Genomic DNA, 21969 nt, shown 5'->3' on the forward strand with positions numbered 1-21969 from the left:
CCGCAGGCCGATAAAAGCAGAGCTCAGCGGCCTTCTTCCCCTCGCTAAAGACAGAAGTCCGCCCCTCCTCCACCCCCGGCGACAGAGCCCCCTCCGGCACCCCTTCGGAGACGACAAGCCCTACCACACAAAGGATGCACGCCATCCCACTCCCCCTGTGGGGGACACCACATCCTCCTCATGAGCCCCACCGACAACCGACCAGAGGCACCCACCGGAACCGACGTCGGACCATTCGTCGGCATTATCCAAGGTCAAAGCAGCGGGTCCAGAGAAATCCGATCAGCCGAACCGCATTCGGCCCGCAGATCGTGTTTCCGCGATACGTGAGAAGCTTCGTTCCCGATTATGCCTTCCGCGCACAGAACGTCCATTATGAGCTCATGGACGTGAGCCATCCCCCGATATGTACACCGGGCACACCGACGACCGTATGGGTTCCGAGCAGCGACTTCTCCGGGAGCCCGTCGTCGAAGACGCCATGACCTCCCCATAAGAGGTCATGTCATCGATACATGATTCGTCCGGAATACGCCCCGCCCGCTGTTCAGCGTGGAGCATCCAGCCCTCACCTGCATTGAAAGGGAGCCTCTCATGCTCTCTCCCACCCCCCTTGCCCCGTACGCGCCGAAGAACGTGCTCCTGCCGCCCATCGGCGAACACACCCTCGTGCGGCCCCACGGCACCGACGGGTTCAGTGCCCAGGACGGGATCGACGAGCTCTGCCGCTCGATCCGGCTACTCCTCCACGACCTGGAACAGGAGGGCCGGACGCCGATGACCATCCTGGACATCGCCGTTCGCATGGGGCTCAGCCGCGGAGTGGTGATCCTGGTGGTCGCCGAACTACTACGCCGGAACCTCGTCCGCGTCAGCCGCCAGATCTCCACCCCGTCGGACCCCCGCACCGAGGTGCGCGACGCCTGGAGCGACCTCTCCCACTGCGACCCCGAACTGCGCTCGGCCAAGGTCCTGGTCATGGGCGACCCGGAACTGAGCCGCACGTTCATCGGTTCCTGCTCGGAGGTCGGCCCCATCAGCCACGGTGAGGTCATCTACGTCAGGAACGTGGGGATCCCCAGCAGCTCTCCGGACGCCTACTCCCCGCCGGTCACGACCCGGGTGTCGATGGGCCGGATCCCGCTGAAGGGCATGTCCCTGCACCTGCTCGGCGGGGTCGATGTCGCCGTCGACGTGTTCTCCACCCTGTGGTCCACCCTGGTCCGCGACGCCTGCGCCGCCCTGGTCGTCACCCACGCCGACGACCTCGAAGAGGCCGCGGTCGCCTTGGGGTTCCTGGCGAAGCACCGCGTACCGGCCCTGCTGGTTCTGCACCACGACCACGAGACCCCCGACCTCGAGGCCGTCAGAACCCGACTGGGGCTCGCCGAAGAGCGGACGGTCCTATGCGACGTGCGCTCCAGACCCGCCACACGAGCCGCCCTGGGCGACGTGATCGACCAAAGGACGCTCACCGTGTATGACGCTCACCCCATCTACCCCGAAACCGGAGAAACAGCATGAAGGTTCTGATCGTCGGCGCCGGCCTGACCGGGCTCGTACTCGCCCACCGCCTGCTCTCACAGGGAGCGGACGTCACTGTCGCCACGGCTCGAACCTCCGATGAGCTACGTCGGGGCTCCGCTCAGATGACACAACTGACGCTGCCCACCGCGCTGGGCATGGAGCGCACCCTCAAGCTGGACATGTGGGAGCAGGAACCCCACCTGTTCCAGACCGTGTCCATGAACGTGACCCGCGCCGGGCAGAGCTTCGGGTTCACCGGGAACCTCGGCGCCGCCGGAGCCGCGGTCGAGCCCCGGGTGAAGCTCCCCGACCTGCTGGAGTACTTCGAGGACCGGGGCGGCAAGGTCAGCATCCACGGCATCACCGTGAGCGACCTGAGCTACTTCACCCGCATGTTCGACGCCACGATCGTCACCGTCGGCGCCGGCGAACTCGGCCAGCTCTTCCACACCGACCCCTCACGGCCGTTGGCGGCCGAACAGCAGGTGGTCTCCCAGGTCTACCTCCACCACCTCCCCGTCCCCGAGAGCGGCGCGGACGTCGAGGTGTACTCGATCGAGGGCGCCGAGATCTACGTGGTGCCGATCCTGACCTCCTACGGGATCGCGCACTCGGTGATGGTCGCCGCCCGCCCCGGCCGAGAGAACCCCCTGGACCTGAGCGGTGAACGCGCCCGCGACGTCCACGGACTGCTCTCCACGCGCCTGCCCCACCTACTGCCCGAACTGGGCGAACGGTTCCGCGACGCCGAGATGGCCGACCCTCGCGACGCCCTGATCACCACGGTCTCCCCCGTCGTGCGCACGCCCGTCGCCCACCTGGGCGGAGGCATCGTCGTCGGAGCCGGCGACACCGTGGTCACCACCGAACCCCGCACCGGGCAGGGCTGGTCGCTGTCCACCAAGCTCGGCTTCGAGACGGCGGACCGCATGGTCGTCCACCACAAGAACGGCGGAGCGTTCGACGAGGCGTTCTTCAGCGGCATGTTCTCCGACCTGTGGGAGAGCCGGATCCGCCCCACGGCGGCCTTCTCACAGCTCATCAACGCCGTCCACAGCGACAACACGCCTCCGGAGCTCCTCCAGGCGATGGACCAGGCCGCCGCCGATCCGGCCTTCGCCAACACCTGGGTCCGCGGCTTCGACGACCCGGCCGCCCTCGCCCAGATGCTCCCCATGAACTGACACAAGCCATCCCCATCCAGAACAAAGACGACGAATCCGAAGTAAGGCACTCTCATGTCTGAGAACACCATCCCCCACACCGACAAGACGCAGTGGGTGTCCTCCACAGACTCGAAGCTGTACAGCCTCAAGAACATGGGCCGCTACTCACAGCTGATCGGCAACCTCTCCCACCGCAAGGCCTGGCTTCTGGACAACGAGAAGCTCAAGGCCCTCTACAACGAGAACGTGTCGAGCCGGCACCTCGAGGTGGGCCCCGCCAACGCCGAGATGCTGTCGAACACCACTCCCCCCGCCTCCCCCGACGAGTGGCGCGTCCACCTCATGGACATCAACCACAACCCGCTCGTCTTCGCCAAGGAGGTACTGAACGACCGGGCGATCGTGGAGGCCGTGCAGCACGACGTCCTCGTCGCCCCGTGGCCGAACCTGTCCCGCGCGTTCGACTCCATCGCGATGGGCAACGTCCTGCACTGCCTGCCCGGCAACGGTTTCCCCGGTAAGGACGGTGCCTTCGCGGGCATCGCCGACGCCCTCACCGACGACGGCGTCGCGTGGGGCTACACCGTGCTCGGTCTGGAGGACCCCGACGTCGAGCACAACTTCCTGGCCCGCACCCTGATCCGGGCCTACAACAAGCCCGACCGGAAGTTCTTCCAGAACGCCGGCGACCGTCTCGCCGACCTGGAGCCGCAGCTGAGGCAGCACTTCGACGACGTGACGGTGTGGTCGATGGGCAGCGCCGCGCTGTTCATCGTCAAGAAGCCCAAGCGGTAGAAGGACCGTCCGTTCCTCCCCACGTGGGTGAGAACGAGTGAAAGGGGAGCCCCCGTACCGGTCGAGTGCGGGGGCCTTCCGGGCTTTCAGAGGTGGGGAATCGGTCCCGCGCCAGGTAAGGGCACCGGGCGAGGTCGGCCTGATTGAAGACACGCAGACATTGGAAGAAAACGATGGTGAGCCCCACCCCCTGTCGAAGAGGACTCCGATGACTCTCCCCTCCCTCCCCAACGGCTATCAGGCCCTCATCCTCGACTTCGTCGGTGTCCTCACCGAAGGTGTCCGTGAGTCCCTCCAAGGATGGTGCGTGAAGCAGGGGCTCCATCACCGGGCCTGGGGCACCACCTTGAACCATCACCCCGAGGGACGCCGCCTCTACCTGGAGCTGGAGGCCGGACGGCTGACGCAACAGGAGTGGAACGAGTCCACGGCCTCACTTTTGGGGGTGGAGGAGCACGAGAACCTGATGGGACGTGCCTGGGCCGAGGTCCGTCCCGCCCAGGACATGGTCGAGCTCGCACTCGCCGCACGACGGGCCGGCCTGAAGACCGCGTTGTTGTCCAACAGCTTCGGGCTGGATCCCTACGACCCCTACAGGACGCTGGGGGTACGAGAGCTGTGCGAGGTCACGGTGCTCTCCGAGATCGAGGGGGTCGCCAAGCCGGATACGGAGATCTACCTGCGCACGCTGAAGCGCCTGGGGCTACCAGGAGAGAAGTGCGTCTTCGTCGACGACAACCCGGACAATCTCCTCCCGGCACAGGCGTTGGGCATGACCACGGTGCTGGCCGATGGCCGGCCGGGGTTGGCCTCGCGTGTCGGGGACCTGCTGGGAGTTCCCGGGCCGGCCGAGAACAGGTGACCTCGGGAACGGAGCGAGGGGCATAGGGCAGGCCACGAAACCCCTGCCCCTCGAGGCTCCGTTCGGGCCATCCCCGCGAGCCTGTTGCCCATCGGGGTGATCGCCTTGGCCGCCCTGGCCGTCCAGGTACACGAATGGGAACCGAACGTCGACTCGGACTACCTCCCCCAGGTGCTCCTGCACGCCCCCGAGGTCCCGGCCCTCTGACCCTCGCCCAGGCCGCGTGGCCTTGCCAGAGCAGGGCCATGCCGCGTATTCCTCTCCCAGGCCCGAGCCGAACAGCGCCCGGCCAAGCCGACCGATCTTCCACGTCGCCCCGGGAGAAAACCCCGCGACATCGACGATCTCCCCCGGGATACTGCCTCCATGGATGAGGTCGAAGTCGTCGTCGCCCATTCCGAGCGCGCGACCCTGCGCGTCGGCGACGTGTTCCTGAAGGTGGACGCCGATCGGGCGCGCATGGACGCCGAGGTCGAGGTGATGTCCCTGGCGCCGGTCCCGACCCCGGAGATCCTGTGGCGCGAGCCGCCCGCGCTCGCGATCGCCGCGCTTCCAGGAGCGACACTCGGACGCCTGGGCGGGCCCACGACCGGGTCGCCTGCGGCGTGGGCCGCGACCGGAGCCACCATCCGCGAGCTGCATGAAGCGCCCCTGCCGTCCCGACAGGGCCGGGCCGGCCAGGACATCGTCGCGCTGAAGGCGGAGCTCGACCACGAGTGCGAGCTGCTCGTGTCCAACGGGCTCCTGCCCGCCGATCTGGTAGACCGCAACCGCGAGGTCGCCGAGGCCGCGTTCCGGCCCTGGAACCCGGCCTTCACGCACGGCGACCTACAGATCGCGCACATCTTCCTCGAAGACGACGAGGTCACCGGCGTCATCGACTGGTCCGAGGCCGGCCGGGGCGACGCCCTGTACGACCTCGCCACCTTCACCCTCGGACACGAGGACCGCCTCGACGACCTCCTCGCCGGATACGGCACCGATGTCGACCGCGACGTGATCCGCGCGTGGTGGTCGGTACGAAGCCTGCTGGTGACCCGCTGGCTGGCCGAGCACGGCTTCGACCCCTTCGCCCCGGGCTGCGAGGTCGACGTGTTGAAGGCCCGGATGTGAGACCGGGTGGGCTCGATCCATCGGGAGCCCGCGCAGGTGAGCCGTTGGACGAGGGCGTCCCCGACGACCTCACCACCGTCGGTGCCGGCCTTCGCCCTCCCCTTCCGCCCTCCTCTCCTCCAGCATGGATCTCACTCGCCCGGCGTTCTCGTCGAAGACCCGCCGGCTCCAGACGTCGGCCTCCCTCGTCCCGCCCGTTCCGAGGAAAACCCGGCCTCGTACATCGCTTCCTCGTTCCCCAGCTCGGCGGCCCGCCGCAGCCAGGCCTCGCCCTCCCTCGTCCGGCCCGTCTCCTTCAACAGGTTCCCGAGGTCGAACATCCCGGCGGGGTCGCCCTGGTCCACGGCCCGCCGGAACCAACCCTCGGCGTCGCCCTTCCTCCCTCTCTTCGAAGCCAGGATCCCGAGGACGACCATCGATCCGGTGTCGCCCCGGTCGGCGGCACGCCGGAACCAGACCTCGGACTCCTCTGCCCGCCCCGTCTCTCCCAAGAGCATCCCGAAGAGGGCCATCGCCCGAGCATCGTCCTGCGCCGCGGCTCGCCGGTACCAGGCTTCGGCCTTCCGCACCCGGCCCTCCCTCTTCAGCAACAGCCCGAGGGCGAGCATCGCGTCGATATGGCCGAGGTCCGCGGCCTTTCGATACCAACTCTTCGCCTTCCGTGCCCGTCCTGTCTCCTTCAGCAGGAACGCGAGGTGGAACATGGAATCGGTGTCGCCCTGTTCGGCCGGAGATGTCCAGGCCGCTTCGGCGATGTCGTCCAGCCCGGCCCTATAGGCGGTGAGGCCGACCGTGAAGAGGTCCTGTTCGGTGGCCACCTTCAGGGCCGCGCGCCACACTGCCTCGGGCAAGGCGTCCTCGGTGGCGAGGTAGTCGAAGGCCCGCCACCGACCGTGGTGATCCGCGGGCACCAGCAATCCGGCCAGACCACCGCGCGGGCGGGTGGCCCACTCCCAGGCCCGGTCGATCTCCTCCGGCAGAGGAGGAGGGTCTGACAGATAGACGGTGTGGAGGTCCTGGATCTGCTCTCGGGTCAGTGAGCCCGTCACACCGGCCTCGGCCAGACCCACGGCGGCGGCCACCAGCGCGTGACCACGGGGGTGGCCGTTGTCGGGGCCGCCGAGCCAGGTCATCTTCAGCAGAGGGGCCACCGCCAATTGTTCGGCCACCCCGAACCGCTCATCGTCGGCGGCCCGGACCAGGCGCTCATCGCCGCCGGCCCGTGCCCGCTCGCGCTCTTGGGGGTTCCATCGACGTTCGACGACGATCGGTGGGGTCTTGAGCACCGCGTACCCCACACCCTCCGCCGCGGAGGTGTGATCGACGCTGGTCGGGCGCAGGGCCTCCAGCCGGTTCCATCGGATGGTGGCCGCCACCACCGCGCCCACCCGGCCGAGTTCGGCGATCAGGGCCGGAGTCGGACCCGAGGCGCTCAGGTGGCGCTCCAGGTCGTCCAACCACACCACCCACCCCTGAGGGGCGCGCTCGGCCCTTTCCCGCAACCAGGTGGGCAGGGATCTCAGGTCGGCCTCCTCGGGCGGGGCCACCAGCATCCGGTCGGGCATGGTGCGACGCAACGCCTGGGCCAGGGCCCGGGTCTTACCGGCGGCCGAGGGACCGGTCACCAACACCAGCCCGCCACGCGGCGCCTCCGCGACCGCGACCAGGCGCCGGTCGAGTTCGCCGTCCACGTCGCGGGCCACGTAGGGCGGGAGACCCTCGCCGCCAGGCCCGGGGAGAGCGTTGTGCGTGCCCAACTCACGGACGTCGGATCGGTGGACGGGCAGCGCCGTGTCCACCCACCCCGGCGCCGAAGCGTCGGGATCGGAGTACACGGTGACCGATCCGTGGATGTCACGGGCCTGGATCGAGACCCCGTGGTTGTCGCGCATACGGTTGTCGACCATCGCGGTCACCGACCCCGGGGGCGAAGGGGCACGGCGTGGCCGGGCCTTGCCGGGGACACCGGCGGCTCTCCCCTCGAGATCGCCGAAGAGACGGTGAGGGTCCACGCCTGTGTTCGTCGCATGCGACGATTCTGCCTTCCGCACGAGCGTCGGGGCCATACCGGGCAGGGCGGGAAGGCTCGTGGGCAGGTCGAGGGAGCGGGCCTTCGGTGGCCCGTCTCCGTGTGCGCGGGACCCTGCCGGAGGCGTCCCCGTTCGGGTTCGTGCTCGTAGAGGGCGGGCCGAACGAGAGGGCGGAGAACGGGCCGGTACGCTGCTGCTGGTCAGGGAAGGCCGCGGATTTCACGGCGATGGATTCTCTGCTCGATTGCGCTCTCGCGGCCCGCGCCCGAGATCCCGGCGACTAGTGAGGTGGGCGGCCATGGACAAGCCGCAGGGGAAAGACTCGTTCTCATTGCTGTACAGGGCGGGGTTCCGTATCACTTACGTGCTCCTGCACGTCATGGGACCTGCGTCTCAGACCATCGACACCGACCCGCAGGTCCGCGCGAAGAGGGAATACGACCGTCGACGTGCCCTCCACCGGGAATGGAAGGCCTACCAGCGGTCCAAGTAGCGCGACCACAGGTGAGGGATTCACCGATGTAGGCGATAAAGAGATCGTTTCGAGGTGGCCCGCGGGCCCCGCGATCGCGGGGCCCGGCTCGTATCGAGCGCCATTCCTCCCCCGAACGGTCCACCCCCGCACGTGTGAACCTCAGGAAGACGACCTGCGCGAAAGCAAGCATCCCTCTTCGCGACCTGAGTCACGAAGCGCGCCCCGCTCACCGAACGCCCCTGCCGCACCCACGCGGATTCACTCGGACGATCCGGATCTCCTGCTCCGGGCGGCGTTGAAACGCGCCTTCTTCTGACGGTTCCCGCACGTGTTCATATCGCACCATTTTCGGGTGCGGCTCTGGCTGGCATCGAAGAAGGCTGCCTGGCAGGTCGGTGACGCGCACAGGGCCATCTTTCCATCGCGCTCGCCGGAGATGATGTCGATCGCGTCGGCGGCGATCACACTGAGCGCGTCCTCCACCCGGGAGTCCACTCCCAGCCGCCATCGCCGTTCGCCCTCGGGTGTCAGAACGGCCGCGACCCGACCCTGGACGCTGCGCTCGTTGATGACCTCGACGGCGGCCTCCGGCAGAGCCTCCTGAAGCGCGGTCGCCGTGGCGGCGGCGTGGATCGCCTCTCTCAGTTCCCGCGCGAGCTCGAGCTGTTCGGCGGTGCAGGAGTCCACGGCGAGGCCGCTCACCTCCAGCCAGTCGAGGAGTCTTCGCGGCGTGGGGATGCGCTCTACGGCGTCACCACGGCGCTCCGTCAGCGTCGCCGTGAAGCTGGTCGCCAGCACGCTACCGAGGCGAAAGTCAGGGAATCCGACAGGCATGGAACCACCTTAGCCGGTTGTGTACCGCCACGGAGGCGTGTTAGAACCGGCTTAGCCGGTTCACCAAGACCATGACCGGCTCCACGACGGCCAGGAGGTCTCATGTCCCGTCCGACCGACGACGTGGAAGTGTTCGAAGCCCACACGTCCGAATCCGATCTCGAAGACCTGCGCGCACGACTCGCCTCGGCACGCTTCCCGGAGGCCGAGACGGTCGCTAACGCGGGCCCCGGTCCTCACCGTTGGGAACAGGGCGTCCCTCTCGCCGATCTCATCGAACTCGTGGACCACTGGCGCACCGGATACGACTGGCGGGCGTTCGAAGAGCACCTCGACCGGATCGGCCAGTTCCGCACGACCATCGACGGTCTGGGGATCCACTTCCTGCACCGCAGGTCCACCCGCGCGGACGCCGCTCCCCTGGTCCTCACACACGGATGGCCGGGCAGCATCGCCGAGTTCATCGACGTGGTGGACGAGCTGACGGAGCCCGAAGATCCGAACGCTCCGGCGTTCCACGTCGTGATCCCCTCACTGCCGGGCTTCGGCTACAGCGACAAGCCGACCACCACCGGATGGGGCACCGAGAAGATCGCGGCCGCGTGGGTCGAACTGATGGGAAGGCTCGGCTACGACGGGTTCCTGGCCCACGGCGGAGACTGGGGAGGGAACATCACCACGATCCTCGGCGGCAGGTTCCCCGAGCACGTTCTCGGCATCCACACGACGTTCGCGCAGGGACCGCCCGGAACCACGATGGACGGGCTGACCACGGTCGAACGCGAATGGGCGGAGGGGACACACCACTTCTGGCGCCACCGCGCGGCGTACGCGAAACAGCAGGCGACCCGACCGCAGACCATCGGCTACTCGCTCGTCGACTCACCGGTCGGACTTCTCGCCTGGATCCTCGACAAGTACGCCGAATGGTCGGACACCGAGGACAGCCCTTTCGAGACGATCTCCCGCGACAGGATCCTCGACGACGTCACCCTGTACTGGCTGACGCGGACCGGGGCGTCGGCGGCGCGCATCTACTACGAGAGCCACGACTCGCTCGACCCCGAACTCCGCGTCGACGTCCCCTCGGCGATCACCATGTACCCCCGCGACACCGAGAGGTACCCGAGGCCCTGGGCGCGGGAGCGATACCGGCAGATCGTCCGTTGGAGGGAGCCCGAGCGGGGAGGGCACTTCCCGTCGCTGGAGGTTCCCGAGTACTTCGTCGAGGACCTGCGGGAAGGCCTCGCGGCGGTGCTCGCCGCCCGTCGGTGAGGTGGGCGGGGGCACCTCGTGGACCGGCTGGGGTGGGGGCGTCCCCGTGGGCGCGGGGAGCAGCCGGTAGGCCTGCGGCCGCGCATCGAAGGGGCCGGCCCATCCCCACAGGCGCGGGGAGCAGGAAAGGCGATCCGTGAAAGCGCTCTCAACCGGGAGAACGCATCTCTGAAAAAAGAACATGACCGTCTTTCGGGCGGAATGCTAGTTTTGCGGCAGCACCTCCCGGTGCGAAGGCCCCGGTTACTTCTCTCTCAAAGAACCTCACCGGAGCCGAACTCGATCTCGGGAGGTCACGAACTTCGGAAGGCGCGCCCGGTGCACAGGTCAGGGTTACTTCACTGTTAATGAGGATGTCGCGGGTTCGAGTCCCGTCATCGGCCACGGCCGGTGTAGCTCAGTCGGTAGAGCACCTAATGTCACCCTCACCGCTTCGATCTCGGGCGCGCCTTCCGAAGGGTGGCTCCTCCCGGTGCGGAAGGAGCCTTTTCCATGTGCGCCAAGTTCAACCGGGCCGACACCCGGCCCTCTGGACAGAGCCCCATCACCGGTGAGCGCACCCCCTCCGGGCGGACCCACGAGGGCGCCCCCGGATTCGCGCGTGACACCAAGGGCGAACTGTTCCTCCTCGCCGTCGCGAACATGGTCGGGGAGAACACCTTCTACGAGTCCGCGGGTGAGCGCGATGACCGTTTCCGGAACCTCGTGCACCAGGTCGCCGTCACCGACCCCGTGTGGCTGACCGGCATGATCGGGTGGCTGCGGAACGAGGCGAACATGCGCACCGCCTCGGTCGTCGCGGCCTTGGAAGGCGCGAAGGCCCGTGTGGACGCCAAGGCCCACGGCCACTCCCGGCAGATGGTGGACGCCGCGTTGCGACGCGCGGACGAGCCCGGCGAGGCCCTGGCCTACTGGACCTCCCGCTACGGGCGGCGTCTCCCCAAGCCGGTCAAGCGCGGTATCGCCGACGCCGCGGCACGGCTGTACGACGAGCGGTCGATGCTCAAGTACGACACCGCGACCAAGGGCTTCCGGTTCTCCGACGTGCTCAACCTCGTGCACGCCTCCCCCGCCGCGGACAAGCCGTGGCAGGGAACTCTGTTCTCCTACGCGCACGAGCGTCGTCATAACCGCGGCACGAGCCCCGACCCGGACATGCTGCCCACGCTGGCCCGCAACACGGTGTTCGCCGAACGTGTGGAGACCGACCCGAGCCTTCTCCTCGCCCCCGATGAGTTGAAGGCCGCGGGTCTCACCTGGGAGTCGGCGCTGTCCCTGGCCGGCGGCCGGGTGGACAAGGCACGCCTGTGGGAGGCCTTGATCCCCTCGATGGGGTACATGGCCCTGGTGCGCAACCTCAGGAACTTCGACCAGGCCGGAGTGTCCGACGAGGTCGCCGAGCGGGTGGCGGCCCGGTTGTCCGACCCCGAGCAGGTGGCGAGGTCGCGACAGCTGCCGATGCGGTTCCTGTCCGCCTACCGGGCGGCACCGTCCCTGCGCTGGGGGCACGCGTTGGAGAAGGCGCTCAAGGCGTCACTGGGCAACGTGCCCGAACTCGGTGGGCGAACGCTGGTGCTGGTGGACCGCTCGGGGTCGATGCAGGCCCCGCTGTCGGCTCGCTCGGACCTGAACCGCGCGGACGCGGCGGCGATCTTCGGGTCGGCGTTGGCGATGCGCTGCGAGGACACGGATCTGGTGGAGTTCGGCACCGGTTCGGCCCCGGTGGCTCTGGAGCGAGGGGACTCGCTGCTGCGGGTCATCGAGCGGTTCCAGTGGATGGGTGGAACGAACACCGCGCGGGCGGTACGCGAGCACTTCCGCGGGCACGACCGGGTCGTGATCGTCACCGACGAGCAGGCCCACCACTCGCGAGGCGGCGGTCCGACCGAGCAGGTGCCCGCGTCGGTCTCCGTGTACACGTGGAACCTGGCCGGCTACCGGTACGGACACGGGCCGTCCGGAGCGGGCGGTCGATACACCTTCGGAGGGCTCGGCGACGCGGCGTTCCGGATGATCCCGCTCCTCGAAAGGGGCCGGGACGCCCGTTGGCCGTGGGAGGACTAGCCGCGAACGAAGGGCCCGGGGTCCATGTCCCGGGCCCTTCCGCGTATCCGACCCATCCCCACGTGTGCGGGGCTCGGCCCGCGACGGTCAGTCCTTCTTCAAGCTCCTACCACCCAGAAGAAGGGCGCTCACGACCAGCGCGACGCTGAGGACGATCGTCAGAGGCGTCCGCCACTCGGGTAGGGGGTCCTCGAACTTGATCAGCATGAGAAGCAGGAACAGGACACCGACCAGCACCATATGGAGATAGGGCAGGCCGGCGCTTTTCTCGGAGCGGGTTTCCTCGGTCATGCTCATCTTTCGGGGTGAGGGGAAAGGAGGCCCGGCCACCTCTCCCCGCGCGGGTGACACATGGCTCGTACGCCCGCCCTGGGCCAGGGGGCCGACGCACCGGGAGGAAGGGTACATGTCCCGCTGTTCCCACAGTGGTGGTGCCTCGATGCGTGGGCCCACTCTCGACCCTGTCGGAGTTCCGGCGCCACCTCGGCCGGGATCGAGATCTGGACTCCGGAAAGGATTCACCCTGGTGTGAGCACCAGGCGGAACAGGGAGACGACCAGGACGGCCATGTCTCTGAAGAGACCACCGGAGAAAAGAGCCCCGTGAGCAAGGTCGTCTCCTCCCTGGTAGGCCGCGCACGGATGTACCCGTGCCATGCCGAGGGCGCCGGGACATCGCTCCCCTACTCCGGCGCCTCCGCCAGGGGGCGCAGCCTCATGGCGAGCTCCACCATCCCGTCGTACTCCGACTGCCGGAGACCGCCCACGTCGGCGAACATGCCCTCCACCTCGTGCCCGAACAGGTGGGTCAGTGCCGTCGTGATCCCTCCCAGGGTCTCGGGCCCGGGCATCACCAACCGGACCTCGGCCCCCTCTTCGTGCTCCACGAGCTCCACATCCGTCGGCAGCGTCGGTGAGGCCTCCACCGCCTCGACCGGTACGCACACCCGATAGGCCGCCACCTCGCCCGTCCCCGATTCCAGCGACTTCCACCAACGATCACCGACGGCCCACCCGAGCTCCCGGGCCAGACCGGTGAGCCGCTCGACCAAGGCCCGTACCTCCTCCCTGGACTCCTCCAGGTCGAAGTCCTCCCCTCGCCCCCCGGTCAGCCCGGTGAGAACGGCGCACGCCGGCCGGGTCCGCACCTCCACGCGCGGCTCCCACGCCAGAGCCGCCGAGGCCTCCGCCAGCGCCCGGTCCTGTTCCTCGCGCTCGCGCCGCAACCGCTCGGCGTGATCCCGAAGCGCCTCCTGAGCCAGGTCGGGGGCGTCCACCACCTGACGGACGGTCTCCAGGGTCATCCCCGCGCGGCGCAGGGTGACGATCCTTCCGGCGCGTTCGAGTTGGTCGACGGTGTACCAGCGGAACTGGGTGTCCTCGTCCACGTGGTCCGGGACCAGGAGGCCGAGCGAGTGGTAGTGGTGCAGCGCCTTGCGGGAGAGGCCGGTGAGTTCGCTGAAGGAACTGATGGGAAGCATGGTTCCACTGTGGGCCCTCCCCCAAGGGGAGAGGCAAACCGAAGTTCGGAGCGCGGTGTTCAGGAAGCGACCGCTCTTTGACGCGTTCGCGCGTCTTCGGCCGGTGCCCTCCACCAGCGTCTGCTGCCATGAGCGAGACGAACCGGGTGTCCTACGTGTGGCACGAAGCGTCCCACCCTCCCGAGAGCCGGCCGATCAGGCAGGTCTACGCCTACGTCTTCGACGCCCGGGGCCGGGTGATCGTCCTGCGCGACAACGGGGTCTGGAACCTGCCCGGCGGCACACCCGAACCCGAGGACGGGGGTGATCGTGTGGCCACGCTGGTGCGTGAGGTGTGGGAGGAAGTGCAGGTGACGATCACCGACCCGGTCCACCTCGGCTATCAGGCGGTGCACCGCCCGGACCGGGAGCCCTACGCCCAGCTCCGGATGGCGGCCCGGCTGAACGTGCTGGGGGAACGCGAGCCCGACCCCGACAGCGGGCGGATCCACGTGCGTCGCCTCTGCCCGTTCCCGGAGGCGGTGGAGCTGCTGGGGTGGGGGCCTTCGGTGGACGGGCAGGTGAAGTGCGCCGCCATGACCGCCGTCGAGCGGTGGGGACTGCCGGTCGGCGCTCCGGCCGAGACGTACACCGACTGAACCTGTGGGAGGCGACGTCCCGATGAACGAGCGGGTCCCGCGCGACCCGCTCGTTCATCGGAGCGGGTCCGGGATCCATCCTCGCGTGCGCGGGGCTCGGCGACCCGTACCGACGGACGGCGCGCGGCGGACCTCGGCCCATCCCACCTACCTGAGGCTCGAGTAGACCCCGCGAACGTCGAGTTCCCCGCCGGTCGGTCCATCCCCGCGCGCGCGGGGCCCGGGCTTCAGGCGGCCCCTGCTCCGAACGGTGTGCCCGGAGGCGTGTTCGCGTCGGTCCAGCGGACCTCACCGTCCACCAGGACGGAGGTGGCGGACAGCCCCAGAGCCCGCGCGATGCCGATGGACGCCTCGTGGCCGGGGTGGATGTAGGCGGTCAGCTCGTCCACCCCCTGCTCGCGCAGCCAACGCGCCATGGTGAGCGCCCCCTCACGCCCATAGCCCCGGCCCTGGTACTCGACCCCGACCACCCACGCGAGCGATGCCTCGATGTGGTCGTCCGTGGGACGTTCCAGTGTGGCCTGCACCGTGCCGACCAGCCGTCCGTCCGAGGTCCGGCGCGACATCCAGTTCAGCCACCCTTGGGCGCCGTCGGGTGAGCGCCCCTCGACCTGGCGACCGTACTGGACCTCGAGCTCCGTGAGGGTCTTGGGCGCCCCACCGATCCAGGTGTGCAGCCGGGCGTCACCGAAGGTCTCGACCGCCTCGGTCGCGTGTTCGACGCGAAGGGGTTCGAGGTGGAGGCGGGGCGTCGTCAGGGGGAGCGCGGAGATCCAGGGGGTAGATCGGGTCATCGAAGAACCGTAGCCGAGCACGACCCGCCCTGCGAAGCCCGACAAGAGCACCCGGGCGGGCTCCACCTTCTCTCCTCAGCCGGAACCGGTGGGGTTCTCGGCGCCCCGGTCGATGCCGAGGGTGGCGATGAGGTCCTCGTGGAGCTGGAACCAGACCCGGTGGCAGGAGTCGACGTGCGTCTTGTCGACCCAGTCGTGCTGACCGAGCCGGGCTCTTCGAAGTGCCGTCTCGAAGCGGGTGTCGTAGCCGTCGAACCGCGTCAGTACCTCGGTGAGGCGCCCGATCAGGGGCCCGAGCTCCTCGCCGAGGGCTGTGAGCTCCGTCAGGACGCGCTCGTCCCACTCGTCGTCGGTGTGGTCGTTGAAGGCGAACCGGTCCTGCGCGGTGGGCTTCATCTGCCAGTCGGTGCAGGCCTTCAACAGTCGGGCGTTGAGCGGCAGGAAGTCGCGGTGGGCCGCCTCGATCCTCCGCTCGGGGTCGGCCTCGGCGCGCTCCTCCGCCAACCGGCGTTCGTTCTCGGCCCGCCCCTCCTCGGTGAGCGACCAACCGCCCAGGTCGGCGAAGGCGGTGTGCTGTGTCCAGCCTCGGAGTTCGGCGTCACGAAGCCAGGAGGCGGCCTCCTCTTCCGCCACCGTGGCGCGATCGGCGATCGCGGTGTCGTCCGCGTAGCCGAGCAGCCGGACGGCGTGAAGGATCCTCAGGTCGGAGGGCGATCGACGGGTCATGACCGGTCCTCCTGACGGGCGCTCATCCGCATGTAGTGCTGCTGGCAGGCCTGGGGCGAGCGGAAGCCGGTCGCCTCGGCGATCTGGGCCCAGGTCAGCCCCGCGTTCCGCGCCGTGAACAGCAGACCGATCTCGACGCCCTCGACCTCGGCCCGCGCCGCGGGCATCAGCGAGAGCGCGGCCAGCAGGTCGTCGGAGTCGAGGTCGGCGGAGCGCCAGAGCGCGAACTGCGCCAGGTCGATCGCCGTGGGCGGGGCGGGGGCCGGTCGCCAGGGACGTTCCTCCAGCCGGTCGGCGCCGAGGTCGAGGAGTCGATCCTGGGCCTCTCGTTCGCGCCGCGCCTGCGCGTGATCGTCGCCGCCGGTGCGGTGGGGCTCGTGCTCGCGTTCCATGGCACCCATCTTGCGCAATCAACAAAACGTTGTCAACATAAAATTGATGAACGAGACCAGTGTGACGCCGCTTCCGAACGCGACCCTCGACACCTGTGGGGGCAAGGCCGCGACACTCGGCCGACTCCTGCGAGAGGGGCTGCCGGTGCCCGAAGGATTCGTGGTGCCGTTCTCCGCCCACCGGGCCGCCCGTGTCGATCCCGGTCTTCGAGCACCGGCCGAACTCGAACACGAGGTGGCCGAAGCACTCACCCTCCTGGGCGATCCTCCGGTCGCCGTGCGCTCCTCTGCCTCGAACGAGGACGGAACCGGGGCCTCCGCGGCCGGCCAGTACGAGAGCCTCCTCGCCGTCCAGGGCGTGGCGGCCGTCGTCGACGCGATCCGCGACTGCTGGGGATCCGCCTCCTCCGCCCGGGTCACGGCCTACCGGAGCCGCACCGAGGAGGACCGCTCCCGGACCGGACCGGAGATGGGGGTGCTCGTACAGCGCCTCGTCGACGCCGACGTCTCAGGGGTGATGTTCACCCCCACCCGCCCCGACGGCCCCACTCGGATCGAGGCGAGCCCGGGCCTTGGGCTCACGGTGGTGGGCGGGATCGTCTCCCCCGACACCTATGAGGTCGCGGCGGACGGAACCGTCCGGAGCGCCCTCGGCCGCAAGGAGACCCGGCTGGACCGGGACGAGAACCGCGGCGGTGTCGTCACCCGCCCGGTGCCCGAGCGTCAGCGTTCTGCTCCCACCCTGGACGAGGACACCGCGGCGCGGCTCGCCGCTCTCGGCCACCGGGTGGCCGGGCTCCTCGGCGGCCCGCAGGATATCGAGTGGGCGATCGCCGACGGAACGACGTGGCTGCTCCAGGCCAGGCCGATCACCGCCCCACTCCCGGAGGCTCCGATCTCGGGACCGGCCCCCGACAGCTCCTCGATGAGCGGAACGCCCGGATCCCCCGGGGCCGTCACCGGGAACGCACGCGTCGTCCGAGGCCCCTCCGACTTCGGGAGGGTCCGGGCCGGCGACATCCTCGTCTGCCCGTACACCGACCCGGCGTGGACACCCCTGTTCACCGTGGCCGGCGGCATGGTCACCGAGACCGGTGGGGTGCTCTCCCACGCGGCGATCGTCGCCCGGGAGTACAACCTCCCCGCCGTGATCGGCGTCCCACACGCCACGACCCTCGTTCGCGACGGAGCGACCGTCACCCTCGACGGCGCCGCCGGAACTCTCACCCCGCACTGACGACCCGACCAGGCCCACCGAGAGAAAGGAGACCGGGAGACGCCCCCGCGGTGACCTTCCGACACCCCCTATGGCCACCAGATACCTCTACATCGCCCGGCACGGCGCCGCCGACGCGTTCGGCGCGCTCACCGAGACCGGACGCGAACAGGCCCGGCTCCTCGGCGAGCGTCTGGCGCACCTGCCCATCACCGCCCTCTGGTACTCACCGCTGCCCCGCGCCGCCGAGAGCGCCCGGGAGCTGGACACGTTCCTCAACGGGAACGCGCCGGTGGGCGAGGCCCCGGAGCTCATCGACCACGTGCCCTACGTTCCACCGGTCGAGGAGACCCCGCGGGCCTGGGTACCGTTCTTCGACGGCTTCGCCCCCAAGGACGCCGAGGAGGGGCGTCGGATCGCCCAGAACCTCACCGACCGTTTCGCCACCGCGCCCGAAGGCGACGACGACCTGCACGAAGTACTGATCACGCACGCCTACCCCCTCGCTTGGCTCATCCGCGACGCCCTCGGAGCGCCGCCCATGCGGTGGATCGGCCTCAACGCCGCCAACGCCGCGCTGACCGTCATCGAGTATCGACCCGGGCTGCCGCCCGCCATCACCATGTACAACGACATGAGCCACCTGCGGCCCGAACACCGGTGGACCGGTTTCCCCGAGGTCGCGCGCCCCTGAGGGACGGCCGTGGTGATGGGGCGAGGGCATGGCCCCGGTGCCCGCCGTCGCCCCACCCCTCGAGGTGGATCGGTCGTTCGGATGGAGTATCGAGGGTCGGAGGAAGCGGTCGAATAGGCGGCCTTACACGGATCGTCCTCAAACCCGACCATCGGACCTCAAGGGCCACGTTCGGCTTCACGAGGACATTCAGTCGAACGCATCACTGTCATCCATGCAAGAGTCCGGAACCACCCGAATAACAGCGGATCACTCTCCCCTGAACTCGGACCATGACCTCACATGCCTCCTCCCCCCAGCCCCTCCGTGACCTCGGGATCCCGCTTCAGCACCGGATACACTCGGAGACACCGAAAAACAAAAAGGTGAGAAAATAAAATACCGGCAGTGCACATTCACGAGAATTCGACCGGGAACATGCACATGCATCGCACCGGCCAATCATCTCCAGAGATCCATGCATATGTAAGAAATCTATCAGATCCTTTTCCGGGCCACCCGAATATGCGACTCTAAGGGAGGTGTTTTCTCGTGGTGAGGACTCAGCGGTGCAGCTACACGTTCTGGGCAGCGTCCGTCTGTACTTCGACGACAAGCCGGTCGACCTGGGTTCCGGCCGCGAAAGAGAGCTTCTGACCTACCTGGCGCTCGCGGGCCGCACCCCGCTACCGGCGGCGGAGTTGGCGAACCGACTCTGGGCCTCGCCTCCCTCGACCTATCGAAGCACCCTGCACACCTACGTCACCCGGCTGCGACGACGGCTGGAGACCGCGGGCATCGAACGGACGTTGTTGTCCCACGAGGACAGCGGCTACCGGCTCGGGCTCGAACCGGAGGACATCGACTGGTCCCGGTTGGAAAGACTCCGGGAACACGCGCACGCCCTACGACGGGTCGATCAGCACGCCACCGCTCGCACCCTGCTGCGGGAGGCGCTCCGGCTGCGCAAGGACACCCCGCTGGCCGGTCTCTCGGGACAATGGGCGGCGCGGATGCGCCACACGATGGAGCAGGTCTATCAGGACGTCCTGTCCGAGTGGGCGGAGCTGGCGCTCGCCTCCGGTGAGACCTCCGAGGTGTTGGACGTCCTCGACAAGGCGCTCATGCTCTACCCGACCAACGAGGTCCTGCACCGACTCGTCCTGCGCACGCTCAGATCGGTGGGTCGTTCCGCGGACGCCCTGGTGGTGTACCAGCGGCTCAAGAATCGGCTCGCCGAGGACCTGGGGGTCGACCCGTCGAGGGAGACCCGGCGAGAGTTCGAAGAGATCCTTCAGACGACGAAGTCGAACTCTGGGCCCCGAAGACCGGAGGAAGAGCGGGGACCCACCACGGTCCACACCCTGGACAACCTGGACAGGGAGCAGAAACTCTTCCGCGGCCGCGAGTCCGAGCTGCTCCTTCTCACCTCACGGTTGCGCGATCGACCCTCCTCCTCGCCACGTGTCTGGGCCATCAGCGGCATGGCCGGGGTCGGGAAGAGTTCCCTGGCCATGCGCGCGGCCCATCAGGTCAAGAGCGACTTCCCGCATGCCCGGCTGACCCTGGACCTCCGTGGGAGCCACGGGCGTCTGGCTCCGCTCACCCCTACGGAGGCGATGACCGAACTCCTCCGGCTCCTGCGCATCCCCGCGACCCACATCCCCGACTCCCTGTCCGAACAGGTAGCCCTCTGGCGAGCGCACACTCGATCGATGCGCCTTCTCCTCGTCCTGGACGACGCCGCGAGTTCGGCCCAGGTCGCCCCGCTGTTGCCGGTCGGGGCGGAGAGCGCGGTTCTGATCACCAGCCGCTTCCAGCTCACCGAGATCAACGAGGTCGACCACCTCCCCCTCGGCCTCCCTTCTCCGGACGAGTCGACCGAGATATTCATCGCGGCGAGCGGCCGACCCCAGCGACAGATGGAGGCGGATCCGCTCCTCGAAGAGGTCATCACCCGGTGTGGGCGTCTGCCGCTCGCGATGCGCCTGGTGGCGACAATCCTCCGACTCAGCAGCCCCTCATGGAGCCTTCGATCACTTCTGGACCGCCTGTCCGTGGGAAGAGGAGGTCTGGACGCGTTCCGCAGCGGTGAAACGGACCTCGCCCGTGTGTTCGACCTCGCCCTGCGATCGGTGAGCGACGAGGCCCGTCAAGCCTTCCTCTACCTGGGGCTGCACCCCACGCGCATCATGAGCGGCCCCATCGCCGCCGCGCTCATCTCCTCCGACGAATCGGCCGCTCGGGACGCGCTGGCCGAGCTCGTGAGCGCCTGCCTCATCGAGGAGCATCGACCGGACCGATTCCGGCTGCACACGCTCCTGAAGGACCACGCCTCCGACATCGCCGCGCGAGAACTCCCCTACGACGGGATCAGCGCCTCGCGTGGGCGCATGTACGAGGTCTACCTGAATCGTTCCCTGGCCGCCGACCGGGCCTTGCACCCCCACCGCCCGGGACGGGACGAGGTGGAGCTCGAACACCAGGTCCCTCGTTGGGACCGAGCGCGCGCCGAGGCCTGGTTCCGGGGCGAGCTGCCCAACCTGGTCACCCTGATCGGTGTTGCTCAGGTGAGCGACCACGGTGCCGTGATGGCCGACCTGGCGCACGCCATCGCCGAGTACCTGGACGTTCACGGCCCCTGGCACATCGCCCCCTCTCTACACGAGCGGGCCTGCCGTGAACACAGGGAGAGCGATCCGGCCAGGAGGTCGGCGCGCGGGCATTTCGACCTGGCCCGTGCCCTCTTGCGCACGGGTGATTTCAAGCGAGCACTGCACTGCAATCGGATCGCCCGGGAACAATGGAGAAAGGCCGGAGACGGCCTGGGCGAGGCCTGGGCCATCGCGCACCGAGGGCAGATCCGCTGGCGGCAAGGGCGCTACGACCTGAGCCTGGAGCTCCTGGAACAGGCCTTGGAGAGGTTCGAGACCCTTACGCATCGGCCCGGCATCGTCTTCTCTCTCCACAACCGGGGTCTGTGCCACGTTTACACCGGAGCCTCCCACCAAGCGGTGGCGGACTTCAGCGACGTCGCACGCCTTCTCGAAGGGACAGGCGATCCGCACATGCTGGCCAACGCCCGGATCAATCTCGCCGGAGCCCTGAAGCAGTTGGAGTTCCACCGTGAGGCATGGTCTCTGTGCGAATCTGTACTTTATATCGCTCAGAACAGTGGAGATGGACGCAGGGAAGCCCTCGCCTGGGCGAATATGGGAGATCTGTCCCTGCTTCGAAATGATCCGGAACAGGCCATCGCCTGCGCCAGGCAGGCTCTCGTCTGCCTGGATCGATTTCATGACCCATGGACCAAACCGGCCGTTCTCTCCACTTTGGGCTCGGCCCACGCAATGCAGGACAAATCGAACAAAGCTCGGGAGTACTTCCAGCGATGTCTACAGATGCGGGACTTCGCGCCCCCTAACGTGATGTTCGATGTACATATGGGCCTGGCCGACATCGAGCAGGACCAAGACCACCCCCGAAGAGGCATCGAACACCTCGAACGGGCACTCGAGACCGCCACTGAGCACGGACTACGCAAAGAACGAGCTCAAGCCCTGCACGAGTTCGGACGGCGGTACCTGGCGCTCGGCGATAAGGAAGAAGCACGGACTCGGCTCGAAGAGGCCGCCTTGCTCTATGAACTTCTTCCGGCCCCTTCCGAGGCCGCCATCGTGCGGGCTCTTTTGGACACTCTGCCGCGACGCTGATCCATAACTCGGCACTGAGCCATAACCGGAGCGCACACACCACCCTCGGCAGGCTGTACGATACCTCTCAGGGATGGCAAATTCCGGCCATTTCCCCTTGAGAGTGGTAATTTCTGCCTATTGCGGAGATGTCTGAATTTTCCCAACATCTGCGGAATACGGGATGCCATGAAATCTCATGGCATCCCGCTTCTCA

General features: G+C 68.3%; 18 protein-coding genes and 1 pseudogene. 12 read left to right on the forward strand and 7 right to left on the reverse strand.

Annotation, left to right across the window (positions count from 1 at the left end):
• The first annotated feature begins 594 nt into the window (after positions 1-594).
• From U9J66_RS04130 to U9J66_RS04155, 6 genes and pseudogenes are all read left to right on the forward strand, one after another.
• The gene (locus U9J66_RS04130; protein ID WP_326337077.1) at positions 595-1524 is read left to right on the forward strand and encodes a hypothetical protein; all 930 of its coding nucleotides are present in this window, start codon (positions 595-597) and stop codon (positions 1522-1524) included.
• A complete protein-coding gene (locus U9J66_RS04135) occupies positions 1521-2711 on the forward strand; it encodes a styrene monooxygenase/indole monooxygenase family protein (protein WP_014913183.1) in 1191 nt (396 codons plus the stop codon). The genes U9J66_RS04130 and U9J66_RS04135 overlap by 4 nt, the downstream gene beginning before the upstream one ends.
• Before the next feature lie 54 nt (positions 2712-2765).
• The gene (locus U9J66_RS04140; RefSeq protein ID WP_161111817.1) at positions 2766-3488 is read left to right on the forward strand and encodes a class I SAM-dependent methyltransferase; all 723 of its coding nucleotides are present in this window, start codon (positions 2766-2768) and stop codon (positions 3486-3488) included.
• Between the two features lie 208 nt (positions 3489-3696).
• Positions 3697-4350, forward strand: coding sequence for an HAD family hydrolase (locus tag U9J66_RS04145; RefSeq protein WP_326337078.1), 654 nt, complete (start codon positions 3697-3699; stop codon positions 4348-4350).
• A 27-nt stretch (positions 4351-4377) separates the two neighbouring features.
• A pseudogene (locus U9J66_RS04150) lies at positions 4378-4557 on the forward strand (Imm49 family immunity protein); the annotation flags it as partial.
• A gap of 159 nt (positions 4558-4716) precedes the next feature.
• Positions 4717-5463, forward strand: a complete 747-nt coding sequence (locus U9J66_RS04155) for a phosphotransferase family protein (RefSeq protein ID WP_326337079.1) — start codon at positions 4717-4719, stop codon at positions 5461-5463.
• A gap of 131 nt (positions 5464-5594) precedes the next feature.
• Here the strand turns inward: U9J66_RS04155 and U9J66_RS04160 are convergent, their stop codons facing one another.
• Positions 5595-7370: a sel1 repeat family protein gene (locus U9J66_RS04160; RefSeq protein WP_326337080.1), complete on the reverse strand. Its 1776-nt coding sequence runs from the start codon at positions 7368-7370 to the stop codon at positions 5595-5597.
• A gap of 856 nt (positions 7371-8226) precedes the next feature.
• Positions 8227-8766: a CGNR zinc finger domain-containing protein gene (locus U9J66_RS04165; protein WP_017536570.1), complete on the reverse strand. Its 540-nt coding sequence runs from the start codon at positions 8764-8766 to the stop codon at positions 8227-8229.
• A 138-nt stretch (positions 8767-8904) separates the two neighbouring features.
• Between U9J66_RS04165 and U9J66_RS04170 the strand changes: the two genes are divergently transcribed.
• The gene (locus tag U9J66_RS04170; RefSeq protein ID WP_326337081.1) at positions 8905-10077 is read left to right on the forward strand and encodes an epoxide hydrolase family protein; all 1173 of its coding nucleotides are present in this window, start codon (positions 8905-8907) and stop codon (positions 10075-10077) included.
• A gap of 492 nt (positions 10078-10569) precedes the next feature.
• Entirely contained in the window at positions 10570-12141 is a 1572-nt protein-coding gene (locus U9J66_RS04175) for a TROVE domain-containing protein (protein WP_161111813.1), read from the forward strand.
• Between the two features lie 87 nt (positions 12142-12228).
• Here U9J66_RS04175 and U9J66_RS04180 read toward each other — a convergent pair whose 3' ends face one another.
• Together U9J66_RS04180 and U9J66_RS04185 are read right to left on the reverse strand one after the other, a co-directional pair.
• Complete coding sequence (locus U9J66_RS04180; RefSeq protein ID WP_017536567.1) at positions 12229-12432, reverse strand: hypothetical protein; 204 nt, start codon at positions 12430-12432, stop codon at positions 12229-12231.
• A 391-nt stretch (positions 12433-12823) separates the two neighbouring features.
• Positions 12824-13621, reverse strand: a complete 798-nt coding sequence (locus U9J66_RS04185) for a MerR family transcriptional regulator (RefSeq protein WP_161111812.1) — start codon at positions 13619-13621, stop codon at positions 12824-12826.
• 128 nt (positions 13622-13749) lie between these two features.
• Between U9J66_RS04185 and U9J66_RS04190 the strand changes: the two genes are divergently transcribed.
• Positions 13750-14259: an NUDIX hydrolase gene (locus U9J66_RS04190; RefSeq protein WP_326337082.1), complete on the forward strand. Its 510-nt coding sequence runs from the start codon at positions 13750-13752 to the stop codon at positions 14257-14259.
• Positions 14260-14486: 227 nt separating this feature from the next.
• On the opposite strand, the gene U9J66_RS04195 is transcribed toward U9J66_RS04190, so the two are convergent.
• The 3 genes from U9J66_RS04195 to U9J66_RS04205 form a co-directional block, all read right to left on the reverse strand.
• The gene (locus U9J66_RS04195; protein WP_326337083.1) at positions 14487-15053 is read right to left on the reverse strand and encodes a GNAT family N-acetyltransferase; all 567 of its coding nucleotides are present in this window, start codon (positions 15051-15053) and stop codon (positions 14487-14489) included.
• Positions 15054-15128: 75 nt separating this feature from the next.
• Complete coding sequence (locus U9J66_RS04200; protein WP_326337084.1) at positions 15129-15779, reverse strand: transcriptional regulator; 651 nt, start codon at positions 15777-15779, stop codon at positions 15129-15131.
• Positions 15776-16171 carry a hypothetical protein gene (locus U9J66_RS04205; protein WP_017536562.1) on the reverse strand — a complete coding sequence of 132 codons (396 nt, stop codon included), beginning with the start codon at positions 16169-16171 and terminating at the stop codon, positions 15776-15778. The genes U9J66_RS04200 and U9J66_RS04205 overlap by 4 nt, the downstream gene beginning before the upstream one ends.
• A gap of 46 nt (positions 16172-16217) precedes the next feature.
• Here U9J66_RS04205 and U9J66_RS04210 point away from each other — a divergent pair, with 46 nt between their 5' ends.
• The 3 genes from U9J66_RS04210 to U9J66_RS04220 all read left to right on the forward strand — a co-directional run bounded on the left by U9J66_RS04210 (position 16218) and on the right by U9J66_RS04220 (position 21773).
• Positions 16218-17408, forward strand: coding sequence for a PEP/pyruvate-binding domain-containing protein (locus U9J66_RS04210; RefSeq protein ID WP_326337085.1), 1191 nt, complete (start codon positions 16218-16220; stop codon positions 17406-17408).
• Between the two features lie 70 nt (positions 17409-17478).
• Positions 17479-18081, forward strand: coding sequence for a histidine phosphatase family protein (locus tag U9J66_RS04215; RefSeq protein WP_326337086.1), 603 nt, complete (start codon positions 17479-17481; stop codon positions 18079-18081).
• Positions 18082-18629: 548 nt separating this feature from the next.
• Positions 18630-21773 (forward strand): AfsR/SARP family transcriptional regulator, encoded by a 3144-nt coding sequence (locus U9J66_RS04220; protein WP_326337087.1) that lies wholly within the window; start codon positions 18630-18632, stop codon positions 21771-21773.
• The last annotated feature ends 196 nt before the right edge of the window (positions 21774-21969 follow it).

This window comes from Nocardiopsis sp. LDBS1602, from assembly GCF_035818715.1.
GTDB lineage: Bacteria > Actinomycetota > Actinomycetes > Streptosporangiales > Streptosporangiaceae > Nocardiopsis > Nocardiopsis alba.

What these genes read in the sequence shown, in the direction of transcription:
- U9J66_RS04210 (WP_326337085.1), top strand. Translation starts at nt 16,218, where the DNA reads ATGAACGAGACCAGTGTGACGCCGCTTCCGAACGCGACCCTCGACACC.
- U9J66_RS04140 (WP_161111817.1), top strand. Translation starts at nt 2,766, where the DNA reads ATGTCTGAGAACACCATCCCCCACACCGACAAGACGCAGTGGGTGTCC.
- U9J66_RS04180 (WP_017536567.1), bottom strand. Translation starts at nt 12,432, where the DNA reads ATGACCGAGGAAACCCGCTCCGAGAAAAGCGCCGGCCTGCCCTATCTC.
- U9J66_RS04205 (WP_017536562.1), bottom strand. Translation starts at nt 16,171, where the DNA reads ATGGAACGCGAGCACGAGCCCCACCGCACCGGCGGCGACGATCACGCG.
- U9J66_RS04135 (WP_014913183.1), top strand. Translation starts at nt 1,521, where the DNA reads ATGAAGGTTCTGATCGTCGGCGCCGGCCTGACCGGGCTCGTACTCGCC.
- U9J66_RS04160 (WP_326337080.1), bottom strand. Translation starts at nt 7,370, where the DNA reads ATGGTCGACAACCGTATGCGCGACAACCACGGGGTCTCGATCCAGGCC.
- U9J66_RS04195 (WP_326337083.1), bottom strand. Translation starts at nt 15,053, where the DNA reads ATGACCCGATCTACCCCCTGGATCTCCGCGCTCCCCCTGACGACGCCC.
- U9J66_RS04215 (WP_326337086.1), top strand. Translation starts at nt 17,479, where the DNA reads ATGGCCACCAGATACCTCTACATCGCCCGGCACGGCGCCGCCGACGCG.
- U9J66_RS04145 (WP_326337078.1), top strand. Translation starts at nt 3,697, where the DNA reads ATGACTCTCCCCTCCCTCCCCAACGGCTATCAGGCCCTCATCCTCGAC.
- U9J66_RS04170 (WP_326337081.1), top strand. Translation starts at nt 8,905, where the DNA reads ATGTCCCGTCCGACCGACGACGTGGAAGTGTTCGAAGCCCACACGTCC.
- U9J66_RS04185 (WP_161111812.1), bottom strand. Translation starts at nt 13,621, where the DNA reads ATGCTTCCCATCAGTTCCTTCAGCGAACTCACCGGCCTCTCCCGCAAG.
- U9J66_RS04175 (WP_161111813.1), top strand. Translation starts at nt 10,570, where the DNA reads ATGTGCGCCAAGTTCAACCGGGCCGACACCCGGCCCTCTGGACAGAGC.
- U9J66_RS04200 (WP_326337084.1), bottom strand. Translation starts at nt 15,779, where the DNA reads ATGACCCGTCGATCGCCCTCCGACCTGAGGATCCTTCACGCCGTCCGG.
- U9J66_RS04190 (WP_326337082.1), top strand. Translation starts at nt 13,750, where the DNA reads ATGAGCGAGACGAACCGGGTGTCCTACGTGTGGCACGAAGCGTCCCAC.
- U9J66_RS04155 (WP_326337079.1), top strand. Translation starts at nt 4,717, where the DNA reads ATGGATGAGGTCGAAGTCGTCGTCGCCCATTCCGAGCGCGCGACCCTG.
- U9J66_RS04130 (WP_326337077.1), top strand. Translation starts at nt 595, where the DNA reads ATGCTCTCTCCCACCCCCCTTGCCCCGTACGCGCCGAAGAACGTGCTC.